Annotated in this window: 18 protein-coding genes; 11 read left to right on the forward strand and 7 right to left on the reverse strand. The window is 70.5% G+C overall.

All coding sequences use genetic code 11. The features are described from left to right. Positions 1 to 52 precede the first annotated feature (52 nt). The gene (locus ABT245_RS17335; RefSeq protein ID WP_351734344.1) at positions 53 to 739 is read right to left on the reverse strand and encodes an SDR family oxidoreductase; all 687 of its coding nucleotides are present in this window, start codon (positions 737 to 739) and stop codon (positions 53 to 55) included. Next, on the reverse strand, positions 736 to 1,203 hold the full coding sequence (locus ABT245_RS17340) for a hypothetical protein (protein WP_351734346.1): 468 nt from the start codon (positions 1,201 to 1,203) through the stop codon (positions 736 to 738). Before ABT245_RS17340 ends, ABT245_RS17335 begins: the two co-directional genes overlap by 4 nt. Positions 1,204 to 1,575: 372 nt before the next feature. On the opposite strand from ABT245_RS17340, the gene ABT245_RS17345 reads away from it, so the two are divergent. From ABT245_RS17345 to ABT245_RS17360, 4 genes are all read left to right on the forward strand, one after another. After that, positions 1,576 to 5,427 (forward strand): S8 family serine peptidase, encoded by a 3,852-nt coding sequence (locus tag ABT245_RS17345; protein ID WP_351734348.1) that lies wholly within the window; start codon positions 1,576 to 1,578, stop codon positions 5,425 to 5,427. Positions 5,428 to 5,583: 156 nt separating this feature from the next. Further along, the gene (locus ABT245_RS17350; protein ID WP_351734350.1) at positions 5,584 to 6,582 is read left to right on the forward strand and encodes a LuxR C-terminal-related transcriptional regulator; all 999 of its coding nucleotides are present in this window, start codon (positions 5,584 to 5,586) and stop codon (positions 6,580 to 6,582) included. 193 nt (positions 6,583 to 6,775) lie between these two features. Then, entirely contained in the window at positions 6,776 to 7,726 is a 951-nt protein-coding gene (locus tag ABT245_RS17355) for an SDR family NAD(P)-dependent oxidoreductase (protein ID WP_351734352.1), read from the forward strand. A gap of 352 nt (positions 7,727 to 8,078) precedes the next feature. Beyond that, positions 8,079 to 9,332, forward strand: coding sequence for an alpha/beta hydrolase family protein (locus ABT245_RS17360; protein WP_351734354.1), 1,254 nt, complete (start codon positions 8,079 to 8,081; stop codon positions 9,330 to 9,332). 38 nt (positions 9,333 to 9,370) lie between these two features. On the opposite strand, the gene ABT245_RS17365 is transcribed toward ABT245_RS17360, so the two are convergent. Then, positions 9,371 to 9,517 carry a hypothetical protein gene (locus ABT245_RS17365; RefSeq protein WP_351734356.1) on the reverse strand — a complete coding sequence of 49 codons (147 nt, stop codon included), beginning with the start codon at positions 9,515 to 9,517 and terminating at the stop codon, positions 9,371 to 9,373. Between the two features lie 36 nt (positions 9,518 to 9,553). Between ABT245_RS17365 and ABT245_RS17370 the strand changes: the two genes are divergently transcribed. Then, a complete protein-coding gene (locus ABT245_RS17370) occupies positions 9,554 to 9,802 on the forward strand; it encodes a hypothetical protein (RefSeq protein WP_351734358.1) in 249 nt (82 codons plus the stop codon). Then, the gene (locus ABT245_RS17375; RefSeq protein ID WP_351734360.1) at positions 9,799 to 9,981 is read left to right on the forward strand and encodes a hypothetical protein; all 183 of its coding nucleotides are present in this window, start codon (positions 9,799 to 9,801) and stop codon (positions 9,979 to 9,981) included. The genes ABT245_RS17370 and ABT245_RS17375 overlap by 4 nt, the downstream gene beginning before the upstream one ends. 157 nt (positions 9,982 to 10,138) lie before the next feature. On the opposite strand, the gene ABT245_RS17380 is transcribed toward ABT245_RS17375, so the two are convergent. Continuing rightward, complete coding sequence (locus ABT245_RS17380; protein WP_351734362.1) at positions 10,139 to 10,456, reverse strand: hypothetical protein; 318 nt, start codon at positions 10,454 to 10,456, stop codon at positions 10,139 to 10,141. Positions 10,457 to 10,679: 223 nt separating this feature from the next. Between ABT245_RS17380 and asnB the strand changes: the two genes are divergently transcribed. Then, positions 10,680 to 12,491, forward strand: a complete 1,812-nt coding sequence (asnB, locus tag ABT245_RS17385) for an asparagine synthase (glutamine-hydrolyzing) (RefSeq protein ID WP_351734364.1) — start codon at positions 10,680 to 10,682, stop codon at positions 12,489 to 12,491. Here asnB and ABT245_RS17390 read toward each other — a convergent pair. The 3 genes from ABT245_RS17390 to ABT245_RS17400 form a co-directional block, all read right to left on the reverse strand. Further along, complete coding sequence (locus ABT245_RS17390) at positions 12,470 to 13,012, reverse strand: MerR family transcriptional regulator (RefSeq protein WP_351734366.1); 543 nt, start codon at positions 13,010 to 13,012, stop codon at positions 12,470 to 12,472. The genes asnB and ABT245_RS17390 overlap by 22 nt on opposite strands. Positions 13,013 to 13,326: 314 nt before the next feature. Further along, entirely contained in the window at positions 13,327 to 14,697 is a 1,371-nt protein-coding gene (locus ABT245_RS17395) for a CARDB domain-containing protein (protein ID WP_351734368.1), read from the reverse strand. A gap of 217 nt (positions 14,698 to 14,914) precedes the next feature. Then, positions 14,915 to 15,478 carry a winged helix-turn-helix transcriptional regulator gene (locus tag ABT245_RS17400; RefSeq protein ID WP_351734370.1) on the reverse strand — a complete coding sequence of 188 codons (564 nt, stop codon included), beginning with the start codon at positions 15,476 to 15,478 and terminating at the stop codon, positions 14,915 to 14,917. A gap of 370 nt (positions 15,479 to 15,848) precedes the next feature. Between ABT245_RS17400 and ABT245_RS17405 the strand changes: the two genes are divergently transcribed. From ABT245_RS17405 to ABT245_RS17420, 4 genes are all read left to right on the forward strand, one after another. Next, positions 15,849 to 17,486 carry a GMC family oxidoreductase gene (locus ABT245_RS17405; protein ID WP_351734372.1) on the forward strand — a complete coding sequence of 546 codons (1,638 nt, stop codon included), beginning with the start codon at positions 15,849 to 15,851 and terminating at the stop codon, positions 17,484 to 17,486. Then, entirely contained in the window at positions 17,483 to 17,932 is a 450-nt protein-coding gene (locus tag ABT245_RS17410) for a hypothetical protein (RefSeq protein ID WP_351734374.1), read from the forward strand. Before ABT245_RS17405 ends, ABT245_RS17410 begins: the two co-directional genes overlap by 4 nt. A gap of 243 nt (positions 17,933 to 18,175) precedes the next feature. Further along, positions 18,176 to 19,078 (forward strand): polysaccharide deacetylase family protein, encoded by a 903-nt coding sequence (locus ABT245_RS17415; protein ID WP_351734376.1) that lies wholly within the window; start codon positions 18,176 to 18,178, stop codon positions 19,076 to 19,078. Between the two features lie 397 nt (positions 19,079 to 19,475). Further along, positions 19,476 to 20,912 carry an aminobutyraldehyde dehydrogenase gene (locus ABT245_RS17420; RefSeq protein WP_351734378.1) on the forward strand — a complete coding sequence of 479 codons (1,437 nt, stop codon included), beginning with the start codon at positions 19,476 to 19,478 and terminating at the stop codon, positions 20,910 to 20,912. Positions 20,913 to 20,969: the final 57 nt, after the last annotated feature.

Below are 20,969 nucleotides of genomic sequence, written 5' to 3' on the forward strand. Positions count from 1 at the left end.
CAGGGCGAGCCGGCCCCGCGGATACGGCGCCGGGAGTGGTTGTCGACTTGGTTCAGGTGGCCAGCAGTCCGCCGTCGATGTGCAGATCGTGGGCGTTGATGCCGGTGTTGCGGAGCAGGAAGTCGGTGGCGTCGGCGATTTCGGCCATCGTCACCAGCCGCCCGATCGGGGTCTGGGCCGAGTGCGGCGGGTCGGGGACGCCACGCCACTTGGGGCTGTCGCCGATCAGGCCCGGGTGCAGGGCGTTGACGCGGTGCGGGGCGATTTCCACGGCGAGTGTCTTCACCAGGCCGGTGATACCGGCGTTGAAGGTGCTGACGATGGTCGAGCCGGGATAGGGGCGTTCCTTGGCGAGCCCGCCGAAGAGCACGACGGACGCCTCCGGTGTGAACCGGTCGCGCAGCACGCGGACGGTCTCCGCGTAACCGACGAGTTTCATGGTCACGGCCGAGACGGCGTCCGGGATGCTGAACTGTGCCAACGTGTTGGCTGCCTGGCCGACGGCGGTGATCACCAGGTGGTCGACCCCCGTGACGTCCGCCAGCGAGGCACTGATCGTCTCCGGCTGGGCGAGGTCCAGGGCCAGACCGCGCGTGGTGCTGCCGATCCGGGCGGCTATGGTCTCGGCGCGTGCCTTGTCCCTGCTGGTGATGACGACGTCGTCGCCGCGGCTCGCGAAGTGCTGGGCGATCACACTGCCCAAGCCGCCGCTGCCCCCGACGATGAGTGTGCTGGTCATGCGGTGACGATCCTTCCGCGATCGGTGGCCTTCAGACTGTTCAGGATGGCCCGGGCCTGCTCCCGCATGGCCGGAACGAGGTCAAGGACGCCTTGCGGCAGATGCGCTGTGACCACGGCGAGTTCGGCCGGGGTGCTCACCTGTTCGAAGAAGCCGATGTTGAGGTGGGCGCCCACCGGCGGGGCCGAGGCAATCACCGTACGGGAGAACTCCGACCAGACCTCGTCCGACATGTGTGCCGCCAGGGCCGGGAACAACAGGGGTTCCTCGTGTGCGAGGTGTGTGTGCACCAGGTCGCGCACCGCCACCGCCGCGGCGATCAGCACCGCGCGCTCCTCGGTGTTCTGCACGGGAGCGACGGCCAGCGCGTCCAGCGCCGTATCCAGCGCGTCCAGTCGGAGCGTGCCCGCTGCTGTTCCGAACGCCGACACGTCGACCGAGCTGACGCCGCCCGGTTCCGGCACGCCCGCGCTACACCGCCGCCCAGCGCATGACGACCGCCCCGAGCACACGCCCTTGACCGGCCGCCGGCCCCACGGCGGCCGACCGAGGCATGTCTGCGCCGACCCATCACCGGCTCGTCGCTGACCGGGTCGTATTCGGCGCTGCACGATGCCGCGTCGCCGGGCAGCGGTGGTTGCCGGGGGTTTTGGACGTGGGTGGTTCAGCGACGTGACAAAGGGTCCGCGACCGGGGGAGACGTCAACGGGTCAAGGTTCTGGCGCCGTTGGGACATGTCGCAGCTGTGACACCTGAGGGTCGTGACATGCGCTCCGGCGTCAGCAGATTCTTTCGGATGGCGCGTGACCACACGCTGAACGAAAGGTGCTCGGCTGATGGCATGGATCCGCCTGACGGCGGCGATATCGACAGGACTGCTCCTGACCGCTGGGGGTGTGCAGTCCGTGTCCGCGCAGACAACCGAAGGAGGCGCGGCAGGACCCGCCGCCGCACCGGGGGCCCGCCCCACGACCGTGCGACTGGTGACCGGCGACCGTGTGACGGTGACGCCCGGCGTCGACGGCCGGACCGCCGCGTCGGTGGAGCCCGGGCCGGGGCGCGAGGGGATCGTGTTCCGCACGTACCAGGAGGACGGCGGCGACCTGACGGTGTTGCCGGCGGACGCCGCGGACCTGGTCGCCGCCGGGACGCTGGACCGGCGCCTGTTCAACGTCACCACCCTGATGGCCCAGGGTCACCACGAGGCGGCCGGCTCGGCGCTGCCGCTGATCGTCTCCGACGAACCGCGTCACGGCGTGGTCCGGACGACGGCGCAGAGCGAGAAGGCCGCGGCCGCCGTCGCGGACCGAGTCGCCGCGTTCACCATGGCCTCCGCTCCCGAGCGCCGCCTGGACAGCATCCACGCGCGGTCGCTGCGCGTGGCGGACGGCGACCTCGGCGCCTTCTGGAAGGCGCTCACCCCCGGCGACGCATCCGGCGCGGCCCGTGCCGCGGCGACGCCCCGGGTGTGGCTGGACGGCAGGGTTTCTCCGGTACTGGACCGCAGTACGGCGCAGATCAACGCGCCGACGGCGTGGCAGGCCGGTTTCGAGGGCCAAGGCGTGAAGGTGGCCGTGCTGGACACCGGGGTGGACGCGCGCCATCCGGATCTGGCGGGACGGATCGCGAAGTCCAAGGATTTCTCGGGCAGTTCGAACACCGAGGATCACTTCGGACACGGTACGCATGTGGCGTCGATCGTGGGGGGAACGGGTACCGCGTCGGCCGGGAAACGGCGCGGTGTGGCGCCGAAGGCGGAGCTGCTGGTCGGCAAGGTGCTGGGTGATGACGGCTACGGTTCGGAGTCGCAGGTCATCGACGGCATGGAGTGGGCGGCGGCCGAGCACGCCGAGGTCGTCAACATGAGCCTGGGCTCGGACGGGGCGTCCGACGGCACCGATCCGATGAGCCAGGCCGTCGACACGCTCTCCGCGTCGGGCGACACCCTCTTCGTGGTCGCGGCCGGCAACTCGGGCGAAAGCGGCCCGTCGACGATCGGCTCGCCGGGTTCGGCCGATGCCGCCCTGACCGTGGGCGCGGTCGACCGCGACGACTTGCTCGCCTCGTTCTCCAGCCGCGGCCCCCGCCCGGGCGACAAGGCCGTCAAGCCGGATGTGACCGCTCCGGGTGTGGGTGTGGTGGCTGCGCGAGCCACGGGCACCACGATGGGCGGCCCGGTCGATGTGAACTACACGACCGCGTCCGGGACTTCGATGGCGACGCCGCATGTCGCCGGAGCGGCCGCGTTGCTCGCACAGCGCCATCCGGACTGGACGGGGCGGCAGTTGAAGGACGCCCTGACCAGCACCGCGCACACCGTGGCCGGCACCGAGGCGACCGAGCAGGGCGGTGGCCGGATCGATGTCGCCGCGGCGATGGGAGCGGTCACGGCCACCGGCAGCGTGACCCTGCCCGCCCTGCAGACGGGCGCCGGCGGGCAGCGGCAGGCGGCGGTCCTGCACTACACCAACACCGGTGACCAGCCCGTCGACCTCAAGCTGACCGCAGCCCTGGCGAACGCCGACGGCATCGCCCTGCCGTCCGGCGTCGTCACGCCCGCCGCCGGCACCGTGCACCTCGCCCCCGGCGCCTTTGCCGATGTGCCGCTGAGCACCGACGCCAAGAACGCCGAGCGCGGCTCGTACTACGGCTACGTCACCGCGAGCCGTGCCGACGGCACGGTGGTCGCCCACACCACGCTCTCCCTCGTCGTGCACGCTCCGCTGCACCGGCTCACCGTGGTCGCCCGCGACCGCGACGGCAAGGTGCTGCCGGGCCGGCTGCCGACCATCTGGGGCGCCGACGGCTTCGTCTCGTACACCAGCGCAGAGCCCGCCGTCGCCGTCGTCGAGGAGGGCACGTACCAGGTCGGCCACGGCACCCTGGACAACGCCGCCGACGGCCAGGAACTGCGCGAGGTGATCAACCCGCAGGTGACGGTCGCCAAGGACACCACGGTGACGCTCGACGCCTCGAAGACCACCGATGTGCGGATCCGCACACCCAAGCCGGCCGAGCAGCGGGGCATCCTCAGCTACCAGACGTACCGCAAGATCGACGGCCGTGGCCTGCTCCAGGGCGTGATGTACTTCGACATCGCCAAGCGGATCTACGTCAGCCCCACGGCCCAGGTCACCGACGGCACCTTCGAGTTCGCCTCCCGATGGCAGCTGACGGCGCCCCAGCTGCGGGCGAAGGTGTCCGGCACCTCCTCGGCCTTCACCCCGTACTACCTGCCGACCTCCCCGGTCTTCGACGACAACGGCGTCCGTCTGACCGCCGTGGACGCCGGAGCAGGTACCGCCGCCGACCTCAAGGCCGCCCGCGTACGGGGGAAACTCGCCGTCATCCGCTACGACTACGGCGACGACCGGGCGCTGGCGCAGGCGGCCGCGGACGCGGGGGCCAAGGCGCTCATGCTCGTGATGCCGCAGGGCTCCTACCCCTGGACGCGCTGGCACCCGGAAGGCGACCGCCTGGCCCTGCCGATCATGCGGGCCGGTACGGCCGAGGGAACCGACCTGCTCGAGCGCGCCGGAAAGCGCCCCACCTCGGTGACCTTCTCCGGCACGGTGCGCAGCCCGTATCTGTACGACGTGATGCAGGTGTCCCGGCAGCGCGTCCCCGCACACCTGGTGCACACCGTCTCCGAGCGCAACAGCGCGGTGGTGCGCGCCACCTACACCCGTACGGGGGCCTCCTCCTGGGGGAGCGAGCAGCGCTTCGGATGGCGGCCCTACCAGAACACGTCCTGGAACCAGTACACCCGCGATGTGCCGACGGGCCAGGAACGGACGGAGTATGTGACGGCCGGTGACACACGCTGGAGCCACACCGTGCACCACGACACCGTCACGGACCGGGACATCGAGCTGGGCGTCGGGATGCGTGACGCGCCCCACACCTACCAGCCCGGACAGCGCGCCACCGAGCGGTGGTTCGCGGCCCCGGTGCGGCCGTCGGTCCCGCACGGTGTGACGGGCTGGCCCGCCTCGGTGCGCAACGGTGACACCCTGTCGTTCCACATCGCGGAGTTCACCGACTCCGAGGCCGGCCACTGGTCGTTCGCGGAGCGCTCCGCGCTGGGCGGGATCGGCACCGGAGCGTCCGCGGTGGCCGACGCGAGCGAGGTGACCCGCGCGGAGCTGTACCGCAACGGCCGGCGCGTCGCGGAGTCCGACGACGGCGCGTGGGGCGACTTCGAGGTGCCAGCGGGCAAGGCCGGTTACCGGCTCGACCTGATGACCGCCCGCACCTCCGCCGACTGGCGGTTCGGCACCGGCACCACGACCTCCTGGACGTTCACCTCGGGCACCGCGGCGACCACCGCCCTGCTGCCCCTGCTCCAGGTCGACTACGACGTGCCCGTGGACGCCCGCAACGCGGTGGGTCCGCGACGGTCGCACACCGTGGGCCTCCACGTGCGCATGCCGGACGGCCTGGCCGCCCCGCGCGGGGTGTCGCTCAAGGTCGAAACCTCGTACGACGACGGGCGGACCTGGACCACGGCCCGTACGAACCGGCACAGCGGCGGTACGGACTTCACCGCCACCGTGGAGCGGCCCTCCTCGGTGCACCGGGACACGTTCGTGACCCTCCGCGTCACCGCGAAGGACGCCGCCGGAGACGGCGTCCGGCAGACGATCGACCGTGCCTACCTGCACCGCGGCACCGCAGCGGGACGGTGATGACGGAGCGGCAAAGCGGCGGCTGACAGCGGCGGGCGTCGGGGCGAGGGAGCCCCGGCGCCCGTCAACGCTTGCACTTCAACGGCCTTATATACAAACTTCAACGACATCCGGCCGCTCCGCCCGGGATCGGGCGGAGACGAGAAAGGGTGCGGGATGCTGGAGGCGGCAGGCTTGACGGCGCGCGAGGAATCGGTCTACCGCCTTCTGGTCGGCACCGCAACCGCGTCGGTCCAGGAGATCGCCGCTCAGACCGGACTCCCGCCCGACACGGTGGAGTCGACCCTGGTGTCCCTGCGCGGCAAGGGGCTCGCCACCCCCACCGACCACGATCCGCCGCACTTCGCCGCGACACCGCCCGACGTGGCGCTGCTGCCCCGGCTCCAGCGGCACGCCGACGCCCTCGACAAGGCCCGTACCGCGGTCGGCGACCTGCTGGACAGCTACCGCAGCGCACGCCGCCGCCGGGACGCGGGCCAGCTCATCGAAGTGATCACCGGGGCCGAGGCGTTGCGCGAGCATCTGCGGCGGATGCAGGATAACGCGCGCCACGAGATGCTCTGGTTCTGCAAGGCCCAGTACGTGGCCATGCCCTCGGGCAGCAACCGCGCGGAGTACGACGCCCTCGCCCGCGGGGTGCGCTACCGGGTCCTGTACGAGCAGGCGTTCTTCGACGACGAGGGAGCCATCGACAATGTCGCCGAGGGCGTGCGCGCCGGTGAGATCGCCCGCTCGGTCCCTCACCTACCGCTGCGCCTGGCCATAGCCGACCGGGCCATCGCCATCTGCCCGCTGGTCCCCGGCGGCGCGCACGGCAACCCCGGCGAACCGACGGCGGCACTGCTGCGCGACAGCAGTCTCCTGGACGCGCTGACCGCTCTCTTCGAGCGCTACTGGGAGGACGCCGTTCCGCTGCGTGTCGGTGCGGCCGGTACCGTCGACGGTACCGACGGCCACGGTGCGGGCGCCTTGAGCGAAACCGACCGCCGACTGCTGTCGCTGCTCGTGGCGGGCGTCGCCGACAAGGCCATCGCCAGCCAGATGAAACTCAGCCGACGCACCATCCAACGGCACATCCAGCACATGATGACCCTTGTCGGCGCCGAGACCCGTATGCAGCTGGCCTGGCAGGCCGCCCGCCGGAACTGGCTCTGAGCATGTGCTCGTCGGCCGTGTCGGGCTGTCGACCATGTCGGGCCGTCGGGATCTTATTGGCAGCGGGGAGTGCGGCCGATGTCGGTGATCCGTAGACGATGTGTCGGTGCCGGCTGGAACCGTGGATGACACGCCGCTTGCCCGGCGGCGGCCGTGACCGTCTCGTCCTTCGGAACCAAGGGAGCCTGCCATCATGTCGTCCGCGTCCTCCACCCCGCCCTGGGATGTTCACCGGCTACCGCGTGCCGAAGGCCGTGTCTTCCTGGTCACCGGCGGCAACGCGGGCATCGGGTACTTCATCTCGGAGCAGCTGTCCGCCACCGGAGCCACCGTCGTACTGGGCAGCCGGGATGCGGCGAGAGCCGAAGCCGCCGTAACCTCGATCCGCACCCGTGTGCCCGGCGCGCAGGTGCATGCCGTACGGCTGGACCTCGCCGAACTGTCGTCGCTCCGCACAGCGGTGGAATCCCTGGAGATGCATCGTCTCGACGCGGTGGTCCACAATGCCGGGGTCGCACTCGACGACCCGCCACGCCGCGAGACACGGGACGGCCATGAACTCATGTTCGGCACGAACCACCTCGGGCACTTCGCCCGGACCGGCCGGCTGATGCCACTGCTGTCGGCCGCACCGGCGGCACGCATCGTGACCGTCGGCAGCTTCGCGGCGAAGTCCGAGCGGCTGGACCTGGACGATCTCCAGTCGCGGCGGGACTACCGCCCCAAGCGCACCTACGGACGGTCCAAGCTGGCCCAGATGTACTTCGGACTCGAACTCGACCGCCGCCTGCGCGCCCTCGGCAGCACGGTGGCAAGCGTGGTGGTCCATCCCGGTGGCGCCCTGGACTGCCTGACCCCGTCGCGACCGCCGGTCCATGTACGCACCGCCGGCGCACGGCTGCGCGCGGCACCCGCCGCCCTCCTCGTCCAGGGCAAGCACGCCGGCGCATGGCCCGCGGTCCGAGCGGTGCTCGACCCTGCCGTGCGCGGAGGACAGTTGTGGGGACCACGCCAATTCAGCCTGCGCGGCACACCCCGGCAAGAAGCGGTATGGAGTCACCTCGCCGACACCGCCGTCGCGGCACGGCTGTGGGACGCCAGCCGCGACCTGACCGGTGTCGACCCCGACACCCCGCGCGGATAGACCGGCCGAGCGAGCCCTCGGCCGACCGGCGTGCTCACAATGCCCAACTGGCGCACTCGGTCACACCGGACAGGGCTGCCCGGGCACCTTCACCTGGAACTCCCCGCTCTGTCGTTGCCGGGCCACGCGGCCGGCCCCTGCCCCGCCGCCGGTCTGCCGCTTCCGGCTGTGCCGAGGCGGTGCATGACGTCGTCGTCGGCGCAGCGCAGACATCGCCGCTCCACCGCGCCGACGGGGACACCGAAGCCCGGTACGCCCGCCCCTCGCCCCGCTCAGGGTGGAGTTGAGTGCACCACCAGCACGGGGGCGTCCCGGATGCCGCTGCGGACAGTGCGTCCGTAACGTCTGCGACATGAGTGATGAGACACGCAAGTCCCCAGTGAGACAGATCAGTTGGCGGACGAAGAAGGGGCTCCCCGCGGCGGCGGCCCTGCTCCTCGCCGGCGTCGCCGTCGCGCCGGTCGCCACGGCGGCGGAGCGGCACACCGACCGCCGCGGCACCCTCCTCTCCGTCACTGCGGTCGCCGACCGTGACGCCGGGCAGGTCAGGGAGTTCCTGGCCGGGCGGGACATCGCGACCGATCCGGTGCGGTACGGCGTGCGGGCCTACCGGCTGACGTACCGGACCGTGGACCCGTACGGGAAACCCACGACCGCAACCGGTCTCCTCACCCTTCCCAAGGGCGGAGCCCAGCGGCTCGACCTCGTCTCCGACACACACGGCACCATGGTCGACCGCGCCTACGCGCCGTCCGTGAGCGACGACTTCGGCCGTGTGCCGTCGTATCTGAACGCCTCGGCGGGGCGTGCGGTCGCCGCGCCCGACTATCTGGGGCTCGGTGAGGGGCCGGGCCCGCACCCGTACATGGACACCCGTTCCGCCGTCGCCGTCTCCGTCGACATGCTGCGCGCCGCCCGCTCAGCCGCGGACCGGCTCGGCCGGACGCTCACCGGTGACCTCTACGCAACCGGCTTCTCGCAGGGCGGCCAGGTCGCGATGGCGCTCGGCCGGGCGCTGGAAGGTGGCGCGGAGCGATCCTTCCGGCTGAAGGCGCTGGCGCCGGTGAGCGGGCCGTACGACCTGGCGGGCCAGGAGATGCCGGCCCTGTTCGACGGCCGGGTCAACGACACCAGCGGCGTCTTCTACGTCTCGTACTGGCTGGTCGCCCAGAACCGGCTGCTTCACTTCTACAAGGACCCGGGCGAGGTCTTCCGTGCGCCGTACGCGAGCCGTGTGGAGTCACTTTTCGACGGACGGCACAACGAGGAGGACGTGGTCAAGAGCCTCGCCCCGTCGGTGAAGCAGTTGCTCACGCCCGCCTTCTACGACTTCCTCCAGCACCCGACCGGCCCCCTGCTGAGCGCCCTGCGCTCGGCCGATCACACCTGCGACTGGAAGCCGGATGTGCCGGTGCGGCTGTACGCGGGGGTGGCCGACACCGACGTTCCCCTCGGGAACGCCCGCAGTTGCGCGCTTCAACTCGCCGCTCACCAGGCACACATGTCCCTGGTGAACCAGGGCGATGTGGACCATTTCGGCTCCTTCGTGGTGTCTGCACCGCAAGTGGCCCACTGGTTCGGCGCGTTGACCGGAAACCCGAGGTGATCGGCTGACTGGCCCGGCGGACGCCGAGTCGCCGCGCGTCACCGGGCGGTGCGGGCGTGGCCGGTCTCCCAGGGCCAGGCGGCGCTGACGCTGATCACCACCCCGGCGACGGTCGTCTGCGGGCAGGACGACGACCCGTCGCCGGATCCGCTGAGGGCCGTCGCCGGTGTCCGGGCGGTGCGCACCCCGGGTTGACCTCAAGCTGGCTTGAGGAGGCACGTATGATGATGGGCGTCTACGCCATGATGATGGGCGGCGGCGCCGCCACCATAGCCGCGCTGTCCGAGCCCATCTACCGGGCTTCCGGGAACTCGTCGTCGATCGCACTCGGCGTGGCCGTGTTGCCGGCCGTCCTGGCGCTGGCGGCACTCGCCACACAGTGGGGTGTCCGGCCTGATGGCAACAGTCCCGGCGGCGCGGTGAAGTGGACCGGCCTGTTGCGCAGCGGCACGGCATGGAGAGGGGGATGATCAGCAGCATCCAGCGTGCCGCGCCCCGCCTGCGGGGGAAGGACAGCAGCGCGTTCGGCGTGCCCGTGCCGCGGGCGCCGGGAGCCGGCGGCTCCCGGAGACGCGCCAGCAGGGCGAGCGGGACCAGGAAGACGGCGGCCAGCGCCATGACGGTGATCGGCCAGCCCGCGGAGGCATAGAGCAGCAAGGATCCGCTGGAACCCAGGATCATGCTGACGCTGATGGCGGCCGTCTGCAAGCCGCCGGCCATGGTGCGCTCGTGCGGGGCCAGCAGACGTACCGCGAGCCCGTTGATCGCCACCTCGTGCGCGCCGGAGACGAGCAGGGCGAGCGTCATCACGGCAAGCACGACCGGCAGCCGGTGCACCGGGTCCGTGGAGCCAGACACAACAGGGCGAGGACCAGGACGAGTTGAGTGCTCATCAGCCACGCGCGGTAGTGACCGAAGCGCTGCACCGAGAACCTGTCCACGAGGGGAGCCAGCAGGAACTTTCCCGCCCAGGCGACTCCCAGCAGGTTCATGAGTGCCAGGTGTTCGAGGGAGGCACCGCGGCGGCGCAGGATGACGCCGAGAGCCAGGAAGAAGAAGGAGTACCCGACGTCCTGAACCAGATACAGGGTGGCCAGCAGTGTCGTCTTGCCGGCACGGCTCACCACTTGTCTCCTCGCCTCGTATATGCACATTACTTGCAGATGAAAGTGATCTGCAACAGTCACCCTGCATCCTCAAGCCGGCTTGAGGTCAAGGGTGTGGGCGCCGAGGATCGTGACTGACCCGACCTGGCCGTACCGGGTTTGAACTCAAGTCGGCTTGAGGTGCGAACCTCCCGCTACGGGACGGATCAGGGCTAGTCCCGCACAAGGGAAGTGAGGGAGTATGTGCGGAATCGCGGGCTGGGTCGACTGGGAACGGGACCTGGGAAACGAACACCGGGTACTCGACGCGATGACGGGGACACTCGTCCCACGCGGTCCGGACGACGGGGGTACGTGGCTGTCGCGCCAGGCGGCACTGGGCCATCGCCGGCTCGCCGTGGTCGACGTCGAGGGCGGCAGACAGCCGATGACCGCGGCCCGCGACGGCGAGGCACCCTGTGTGGTGACGTTCAGCGGTGAGATCTACAACTTCCGCGAGCTGCGCCGCCTGCTGACCTCCTGCGGACACCGTTTCCGCACGTCCTCGGACACCGAGGTCCTGCTGCGCTCGTACCTGGAGTGGGGAGCGGAGTGTGTGACCCGCCTCGACGGCATGTTCGCCTTCGCGCTCTGGGACCCCGGCCGGCGTGCGCTGCTGCTGGCCCGTGACCGCCTCGGCGTGAAACCCCTGTACTTCCTGCCCTACCAGAACGGGGTGGTGTTCGGCTCCGAACTCAAGACACTGCTCGCGCATCCCTTCGCGCGGCCCGAGGTCACCCCGGACGGGCTGGCCGCGATGCTGTGCGTCACACCCGTGCCTGGACGGTCGGTGTTCCGCCGGATCCGCGCCGTGCGTCCCGGACATCTCGTCCTGGCCGACGCCGCCGGCCGGCGCGAACGGCCGTACTGGAGACTGGAGAGCCATGAGCACCCGGACGACCACCCCACCACCGTCCGTACGGTCCGGCGACTGCTCAAGGACGCCGTGGAACGGCAGCTCGTGTCCGACGTTCCGATCGGCGCCCTGCTCTCCGGCGGACTCGACTCCAGCGCGATCACGGCCCTGGCCGCCGACGTGATCGGCCACGACGGCGTCACCCCCACCTATTCGGTCGGGTTCCAGGACCAGGAGAAGTACTTCACACCCGACGCCACCCGCCCCGAGCAGGACTCCGTGTTCGCCCACTCGGTCGCGGAGACACTGCGGACCCGGCACACGGAGATCCTGCTGCACACCGAGGACGTGCTGCGGGCACGCTCCGAGGTGTTGCGCGCCCGCGACGTACCCGGCTTCGCGGACATCAACGCCGCCCAGTACCTGATGTTCCGGGTGGTGAAGAAGGAGGTCACGGTCGTCCTCTCGGGCGATGCGGCGGACGAGTCGCTGGGCGGCTACCCGTGGTTCCACTCGCCCGCCGCCCGCGCGCAGCACGCCCTGCCCTGGGCGGCCATTCCCCAGTCCGTCTGCCCTGTCCTCGACGGCGACCTGAGGCGGCGGGTCGCCCGGCATCTGACCGACGACCACGCACAGGCGATGACCGAGGTGCCCCGGCTTCCCGGGGAGGATCCGCTGGGCACCCGGATCCGTGAGCTGTTCCATCTGAACCTCACACGCTGGCTGCCGCTGATGCTCGACTTCACCGACCGGACGAGCATGCGCGCGGGCCTCGAAGTCCGGGTCCCTTTCTGTGATCACCGGCTCGTCGAATACCTGTGGAACACGCCGTGGCACCTCAAGTCGCCGGGCGGCCGGGTCAAGGGACTACTCCGCGACGCCATGGCCGGCGCGCTGCCCGCCCATGTCCTGGGGCGCCGCAAGACATCGTTTCCCGTGAACGTGCACCCCGACTACGAGGCCGGCCTGCGGGAGCAGATGCGCGCCGAACTGTCCGACCGCAACTCGGCTTTGTCGCCCCTCGTCGATCGTGCGGCACTGCTCGCGCTGCTCGCCCGCCCCTGCGACAGTCCCGGCATGTGGCGGGTCCGGGACACCCTCGCCCTGCTTCTGCAGACCGCCGAGTGGTTGCGCGCCTATCGCGTCGTGCTCTGCTGAGCCGGTGGCGCGGACGTGCGGCGACCGTCCGGTGCGGGCGCCCGGCGGCCGGGGTGTGGCCCGGCATCCTCGTCGCCGTCGTGGCGCAGATCCTCCGGGGTGACCGGGTTGCCTCTCATCCGCTCCGCGACCGCCTTGCGCAGGTACTCGCACTCGATGGCGGGAGCGTCACGGGGACACGTCAACAGGTGCTCCAGATGCGCCCGGCCGACCCGCAGCCGGTCCATCTGCTCCTCGATCGCCCGTACGCGTCCTTGCACCGCCTCGCGCCAGTCGCCCTCGCCGCCCAGGGCGACGGCGATCTCGTTCACGCTCATCAGCCCGGTCTCCCGCCACATCTGGATCAGACCGATGCGATGCAGCTGATCGGGGCCGTAGTAACGGCGCCCCCCACGCCGTTGTGTCGCCTGGATCAGGCCGCGCTCTTCCCAGTAGCGCAGGGTGGAGACGCTCAGCCCGAAGCGTCTGCCTGCTTCACCGATCACCACAAGCTCGCCTTGGTCACGTGGCTCAGACATCATGGGAAGATCCTGAAGTACGTCGCACACGCACTCAAGTCAGCGTCCGGCCCCCGAGCCCGCCGGGGCCGCGGCTGGTCGCCGAGGGCGTGGTCGCCGCGGCGACCGATGCGAGCGCGGAGACGAGCCCGCCGTACGGAAAGGGGGCCCGCCTTGCGTTGGACGCCTGGTGTGCAGGCCGGCATCTCCGGGGCGGCGGTCATGAACGCGTGGCCGAGGACGCCGTGAAACCAGGTGGGACCGGCCGGCGGTGTCCGCTTTGCAGAGCGGGTTCGGAGCAAGCCGCTTGGACGGCTTGCTCCGAACCTCCGGGCCGGTCAGTTGACGGCCAGGACCGCCGTGTTGTTCGCGAGGTCCGGGTCGAAGTCGAAGGGGTACTCGCCGAACTCGCCGAACGTCGGGTGGATGCTCACGGCACCGGTCGCGCCGGGCACCAAGGTGTCGACGCGCACGGAGAACGCGAACGTGCGCTGGGTGTCCTCCAGTACCCAGTACCGCAGGTTGCAGTCGTAGCGCGGGGCGCCCGTCTGCTTCGGGTAGTAGCCGCCGTCGAGGGTGCGCGGGTAGCAGCCGGACGGCACGCCGGTGACCGTGGTGCCCTCGGGCACGATCAGCCGGACCTCGGCGACCGGGTCGCCGGAGCCGAGGTTGCCGAGCCAGGCCGGGCCGTTGTTCTTGAACGTGAGCTGGGCCGTGGCCGTCTCGCCCGCCGCGCCGGAGACGGCGTCACCGCTCACGGAGAAGTCCGCGGTGTTCTCCGCGCCGATCTGGACGGCCACATAGTCGTTCTGGGAGTCGATGTCCTGCGCGCCGTCGCCCGGCTCGACGTCGATGTCGAGCCGCTCGTTCAGCGAGTGCGGGGCGAGTCGCACCGTCAGCGGCTCGGGCAACTCGAAGGAGTCACCCGGCGCCAGCACCTGGTCGAACGTGCAGATTGCCTGGTTCGACGGCGCGTAGTCGGTGCCGTCCGTCGTGGTGTACGTGCAGGCGTCGTACCGGGTCAGATCCGTCAGGCCGTACGAGGCGTACAGCTTGACGCTGAACCCGTTCGCGCTCTCGTTGCCGTTGTTGGTGACCTTGAAGGGGATCGTCCGCTCTTCGCCGGGCTGACCGTCCTCGATGTCGGCGATGGGGGCGATGGCGAGGTCGGGCCCGGCGCCGACGGTGAGCGTGGTCTCGAAGCTCTCGTGCGGCGCGGTGAGCGTGCCGTCGGGCCCGCCGGTGGCCGTCGCCTCGTAGGTGATCCTGCCCTGCGCGCCGGCTTCGGCGCCGTCGGCCGCGCGCACCTTCAAGAACACCTGGTCCTCGTAGTCGCCCCCGATCGCGGGCACCACGGGGATGTTGCACACCGCGCTCGTGCCGCTCGGCGTGCAGTTGTCAGGCCAGGTCACCTCGGCGACCCCGGCGAGGTCGGAGACGTCGACGGTGAGCCTGCCGTCGGTCACCGTGAAGTTGTCGTTGTCGTGGTAGATGCCGACGCCGAGGGTCCGGGACTGCGGCTGACCACCGTCCGTGCCGAGCGGCAGCGTTTGCTCGTACGGCGGGTTGATCCACAACTGGTCGGTCTGCGGCGGGTCGTCGTCAGCGAACGCGGGCGCGGCGAGGCCGGCAGTCAGCAGACCGGCCGCCACCGCGACGGCGGCGCCGGATCTGAGACGTAACGGGCGTCCGGCAGAGAACAGTCTCATTGCTACCCCCAAGGGTGTGGTGACGCGACTGACGCGCCGGCAGCCCCGGCGCACCGGCAGGATCATCACATGGCAGAGGATCCCGCCGCGCCCCGGTTTTTCGGCCCAGCTGGCGAACGGCGTGCGGTCGTGGACCGAAGAAGGCCGCGTGGAACTCCGCACCCGCCGTCCACCGGCCCCCGTAGGGCTTGCCAGGGCGGCCCCATGAAGCCGTCATTCACTGGCCGGGCTCCGCCTTCGCTGCCGTGCGGCGAATGCGTCCGGCCTCTTCAATGAGCGACTTGGCGCGGGCGTAGTCAGGATCCCGGCCGGCCTCGTCCTCCAAGCCGTGTACCTTCGCTACCAGTTGGGGGTCGCGGGCGAGGACGAATTCGCCCCACCAGCGGGCCATGAAGGCGGGGACCGGCGCGAGGTGGGTCCTTGTAGCCCAGCAAGCGGGCAAGCCTGGCGACCCGTCCATACGGAAGCTTTCCGCCGACGGGTGCAGCACGTCGGGGTGGTAGTCGATGTCGACGTACAGCACGCCCTCGGCGCGCAGATCGCTGCTGCGGCGGCGCACCGTGGACACCGACAGTCCCGTGGCATCGGCCAGTTCACCCACCGGCGTCCTGCCGTCGCGGGCCGGCCGGTCGAGCAGCAGCCGGTCACGGTCGTCCAGCACGACGGGCCCGGTGCCGACCGCCCGCTTCCCGTCCCTGGGCCGTGGGGCCAGCGCGGTCGCCTGCGCGTCGGTCAGTGGCCCGCCTTTGTTGATGGCGCCGAGATCCGGCCCGAAGAACACGTGCAGGACGCAGGGCGCGAAGACACCGACCCCCCCGGGGTGTGAGGGGCAGTTTCTGGACCAGCAAGGGCTCCTCCAGGAACCGGCCCCCCCGTTGCACCTACGAGCGGGTCACCGGGCTCGGGGTCTACCGCCCTACCGGAGTCGTACACAGCCGCGACGGAGCGTTCCGCAGGCGACCCGAACGCGGGGCGTCTGGATTGATCAGCGACTTTGGACTTCTCACCGCCGGGCCCCGAGAGATTTGGACAGCTCACTGTACTGGTCCCGGATAGGGGCTCCTTAGGCTGCCGGACAAGTGAGCACCCTCACGGCCAGGACGGCCCCGCCGGGAGAGCGGGGCGTCGCGGACCTACCGAGGAGACTTCAGATGACAGCAGTCGGGCCGCCGCCGGACAAGGCAGCGATGGATGTGCTGATCATCGGGGCCGGTCCCGCCGGAGCGACATCGGCCCGGATCCTGGCGGAGAACGGCTACCGGGTCACCGTCCTGGAACAGGGCGGCTGGGTGAACCGCATCGACTACCCGAGCGACAAACTGGAGCGGGACGTCCTGCTCGCGAGTTCGTGGTCGGCGGACCCCAACGTGCGGCGCGGAACCTGGGACTACCCCTGCGACGTGTCCGAGGCCGACGTGCATCCGTTGAACTTCAACGGCGTCGGCGGCAGCAGCATCTTCTACGGCGCCGAATGGCCCCGCTTCATCCCCTCCGACTTCCGGGTGCGCAGCCTGTACGGATTCGCCGATGACTGGCCGCTGACGTACGAGGACCTGGAGCCCTACTACACCCTGCTCGACGAGATGATCGGCGTCTCCGGGCGCCCGGGTGACCCGGCGTACCCGCCGACCGTCGAACCGCCGATGCCCGGCGTGCCGATCGGCCGCATCGGCGTGAAGGCCGCCGAGGGCATGAACAAGCTCGGCTGGCACTGGTGGCCCGGCACTCAGGCCATCATGACCAGGACCCACGGCGACCGGGGCGCGTGCGCGCGTTGGGGCACATGTATGTCCGGGTGTCCCGAGGGCGCGAAGGGATCGTTCGACGTGGCGATGTGGCCTGCGGCCCTCGCCGCGGGCGCCACACTGATCACCGAGGCCCGGGTGCGTGAGGTGACCGTCGACAAGGCCGGTCTCGCCACCGGTGCGACCTGGATCGACGCCACAGGCCAGGAGCACCACACATCCGCCGCGGTCGTCATGGTGTGCGCGAACGGCGTCGGCACCCCGCGCCTGCTCCACCTGTCGGCCTCGAACCGTTTCCCCGACGGCCTCGCGAACTCCTCGGGCCTGGTCGGCAAGCGGCTGATGATGCACCCCTTCGTCGGCGTCATGGGTATCTACCCCGACCAACTCGAAAGCTGGCTCGGCCCGTTCGGCGCGAACCTGTACTCCCTGCAGTTCGCCGAGACCGATCTGAGCCGGGGCTTCGCCCGCGGCGCCAAATGGTCGGCGATGGCGATCCCGGGCCCTATGGAGATTCTGGCCCGATACGCCGACCTGCCCCTCGCCGAACGGACCGGTGCGGCCGGCCAGGCACTGGTCGAACGCACCCTCGGCCGGGCCTTCGAGTGGGCGGCCTCCATCGAGGACCTGCCGGACGAGACCAACACCGTGACCCTGAGCCCCGACATGGTCGACGGTTCCGGAATCCCGGCACCGAAGATCACCTACCGGCTCTCCGAGGACAGCGTGCGCAACCTGGAGTGGAACGTGGAGCGCATGCGGGAGGCGCACCAGGCCGCCGGGGCGATCGAGACAAAGGTCGTGCCGTGGATGCCGGGTGTCGGCTGGCACATGCTCGGGACGACCCGGTGCGGTGACGACCCGGACACCTCGGTCGTCGACCAGTACGGCCGTGCCCACGACGTACCCAACCTCTTCGTCCTGGACGGCAGCGTGTTCGTGACCTCGTCCTCGGTCAATCCGACGTCGACGGTGGTGGCCTTCGCCGCCCGCGCGGTCGAGCACCTGATGGACACGGCGAGCAATCAGAAGGTTCCGGTATGACCATGGACATTCAGCGGACTCAGCGGAAGAACATGATCGACGACCGGACCCGCGGTGGTCTCGCCTCGATCCTCGATGTGCTGCTTCCGGGCACCGAACAGCTTCCGCCCGGACGCTCGGTGGGCGCACACCTGGAGCTGCTCGACAAGGCACTGGAGGCCGACCCGCGACTGGAACCGGCCGTCACCAGGGCCGGCGAACGGGCAGCCGCCTCGCAGACGTGCACGTTCGCGGACATCGAGCGCTGGACGGGGAAGGACCTCGAACAGGTGGTGTTCGCCCTGCACTCCGCCTACTACATGTCGAGCGAGGTGCGTTCCGCGCTCGGCTACCCCGGCCAGGCCCGCCGCCCGATCACACTCGCCACGCCGGAAGAGCTGTGCTCCGACGAGCTTGTCGCTCCCGTACTGGCACGCGGCGCGGTCTACGTGCCCGCACCCCAGTAGCGGGCCGGCGCCGGCTTGCGGCCGATGCCGGCGTGGGCACCAGCACGGGCCTCGCGGACCTGCTCATCCCCGCTCGACGGGGCGGCGAGCCCTCGAGATCGCGGCCACTGTCTTCTTGCTGGCGAGTGAGGGGGCCGCCTATGTCAACGGCGAGGTCATCCACGTCGACGGCGGCCGGATCGCCGGCTGACGCCGCCGACGGCACCGCCAACAGGACCGTACCGACCGACTAGGAACGTGCTCATGCCACTTCAGTTGCCCGAGGGCAAGCGACTCGCCCTCTCGCTCGGCCCGGACTTCGACGCGCACAGCGTCTGGATGGGTACCTTCCGCTCCACCTCCCAGACACTGCTGTCACGCGGCGAGTTCGGCGCCGAGGTCGGTGTGCCCCGTCTGCTCGACACCTTCGAGCGGTACGGCATCACCACCACCTGGTTCGTGCCCACGCACACGATGCAGACCTTCCGCCCCGCCGTCGACGCGATCGTGTCCGCGGGTCACGAGATCGCCGCCCACGGGGTCTTTCACGAGTACGTCCCCAAACTCGATCCGGACGAGGAGCGGCGCCTGATCGAGCTGCAGTTGGAGCAGCACGAGCGGCTGCTCGGCGCCCGGCCCCGCGGGTACCGCTCACCGGCCCTGGACGTCACCGACATCACGCTCGACCTGCTCGCCGAGTACGGCTTCGACTGGGACTCCTCGCTGATGGGCCGCGACTTCACGCCGTACCACCCGCGTATGGTCACCCACATGGACCTCGAACGGGGCAACACCTTCGGGCCCGAGAGCCAGGCGCTGGAGTTTCCCGTGCACTGGAGCCTCGACGACTTCCCCGAGCTCGAGTCGTTCAAGGGCAGCCCGCTCATGCAGTCGAACCAGGCAGTCCTCGAACGCTGGAAGGACAGCTTCGACTTCGCCCACCAGCGCTGCTCCGGCGGCCTCATGACCTTCGCCCTCCACCCGCAGACCATCGGCCGGGCGAACAACATGATCATGCTTGAGCGCTTCCTGGACCACGTCGTCAGCCACGACGACATCTGGTTTCCGACCCTGTCGCAGGCGTACGACGCCTGGACGGACACCGAGCCGGCCGGACCCACCAACGACCCGCACCCCACCGGACTGGAGAGCACCCGGCGGCCCTGACCAGCCCGCCGACCTCGGCCTGACCGAGGACCACCACGCGGGTCCGTCACGCGGCACCTTCTTGTCGTCATGGCCCGCACGGACCCGCCGCACCGGGGGTGAGCCTGGATGACGGCACCATCCAGCGCGGGCAGGTCACGGCCGCTGTCCGACGATCCGACCAAGGCGCTGCGCTCCGCCGCCATCGCGCGGTAGACGGCCGACGCCCTGCTCGGACGCTGCCGCGTCGCCTGCCCCCCCGTACCGGTCACAAGTGACCGGGCCGGGTCTTGTGCGGATCACAGTTCCCGGCCCGGTGCCGCAGGACAAGACTGGCCAGCCAAGAGGCCGTACCCGTCTCGGTGCAGCTCGGTCCTGCGGCCCGCGCCTCACCGTTGTCCAGGAGGTCCACGTCCGAATGCCCACCGCCCCGCTCGCAGGTCCGCTCTTCGACCACTGGCGCGCAGCCCCCGAGAACGGCACCGTCTCCGTCGCCCACAATCCCGCGACCGGTGAGCCCCTTGCCGCCTTCCGGAACGCGACACCCGAAGAAGTCGCCTCCGCGGTCGAGAAGGCGACCATGGCGTTCCGTACCTGGGGCCGCACAACACCGGCCGAGCGGGCCACGCTGCTGCTCACCCTCGCGGACCGGCTGGAAGCCGCCCGCGAGGACTTCGCTAGGGCGGAGACCCTCAACGTAGGAAAGCCGCTGGGCCTGGCACGCGAAGAGATCGCATACGACGCGGACGTGCTGCGGTTCATGGCGGGCGCCGCACGGATCGCCCATGCCGGCGCGGCCGGTGAGTACCTGGACGGAAACACCTCCATGACCCGGCGCGAACCCCTCGGCGTGGTCGGGCTGATCACTCCGTGGAACTATCCGCTCATGGAGGCGATGTGGAAGCTCGCCCCGGCGCTGGCGGCGGGCAACACCGTCGTTCTCAAGCCCTCCGAGCTGACGCCCCTGTCGACGCTCTTGTTCGCCCAACTGGCGCGGGAGGTGCTGCCCGACGGTGTCCTGAACCTCGTCCTGGGCGACGGCGCCACAGGCGCGGCCCTCGTGGAACACCCCGCCGTGCGCATGGTGTCCTTGACCGGAGACGTCTCCACCGGCAGGAAGGTCGCCGTCGCGGCCTCCGCCACGCTCAAGCGCGTCCACCTGGAACTCGGCGGCAAGGCGCCGGCCCTGGTCTTCGCCGACGCACCCCTGGAGGCCGTCGCCGGCGAACTGGCTGCCACCGGCTACCTCAACGCCGGCCAGGACTGCACCGCGCCCTGCCGTGTCATCGTCGAGGACGCCGCCTACGACTCCTTCACCGATGCCTACTGCAAGGCCGTGGCCGGCCTGCGGTGCGGTGACCCCGAAGACGAGCTGTCCCACTTCGGCCCGGTCATCTCACAGCGGCAACTGGAACGCGTCGAGGGCTTCGTCGAGCGTGCCCGCTCGGCGGGCGCTTGCGTCCTGGTCGGCGGCAACCGGATCGATCGCCCGGGCTGGTTCCACGAGGCCACCGTGATCACCGAGGTGCGGCAGGACGACGAGATCGTCCAGCGTGAGGTGTTCGGCCCGGTGGTCACGATCCAGCGCGCGGGCTCGGACGACGAGATGCTGGCGATGGCGAACGGGGTCGACTACGGTCTGGCCGCCAGCGTCTGGACGACCGACGTCTCCCGGAGCCTGCGCTTTACGCGGGAACTCGCTTTCGGGACCGTGTGGCTCAACCAGCATCTCGTCCTGGCCAACGAGATGCCCTTCGGCGGCTTCGGCCAGTCCGGCTACGGCAAGGAGCTATCGGCCCATGCCATCGATGAATACTCCCAGGTCAAACACGTCATGCTGAAGGCCACGGGCTGATGCGCCGCCTCGACGGGCATCCGCGGACCGACGGCCGTCACTTCATCGGCCTCGCCG

The organism is Streptomyces sp. NPDC001508 (genome assembly GCF_040298665.1).
Taxonomy (GTDB): domain Bacteria; phylum Actinomycetota; class Actinomycetes; order Streptomycetales; family Streptomycetaceae; genus Streptomyces.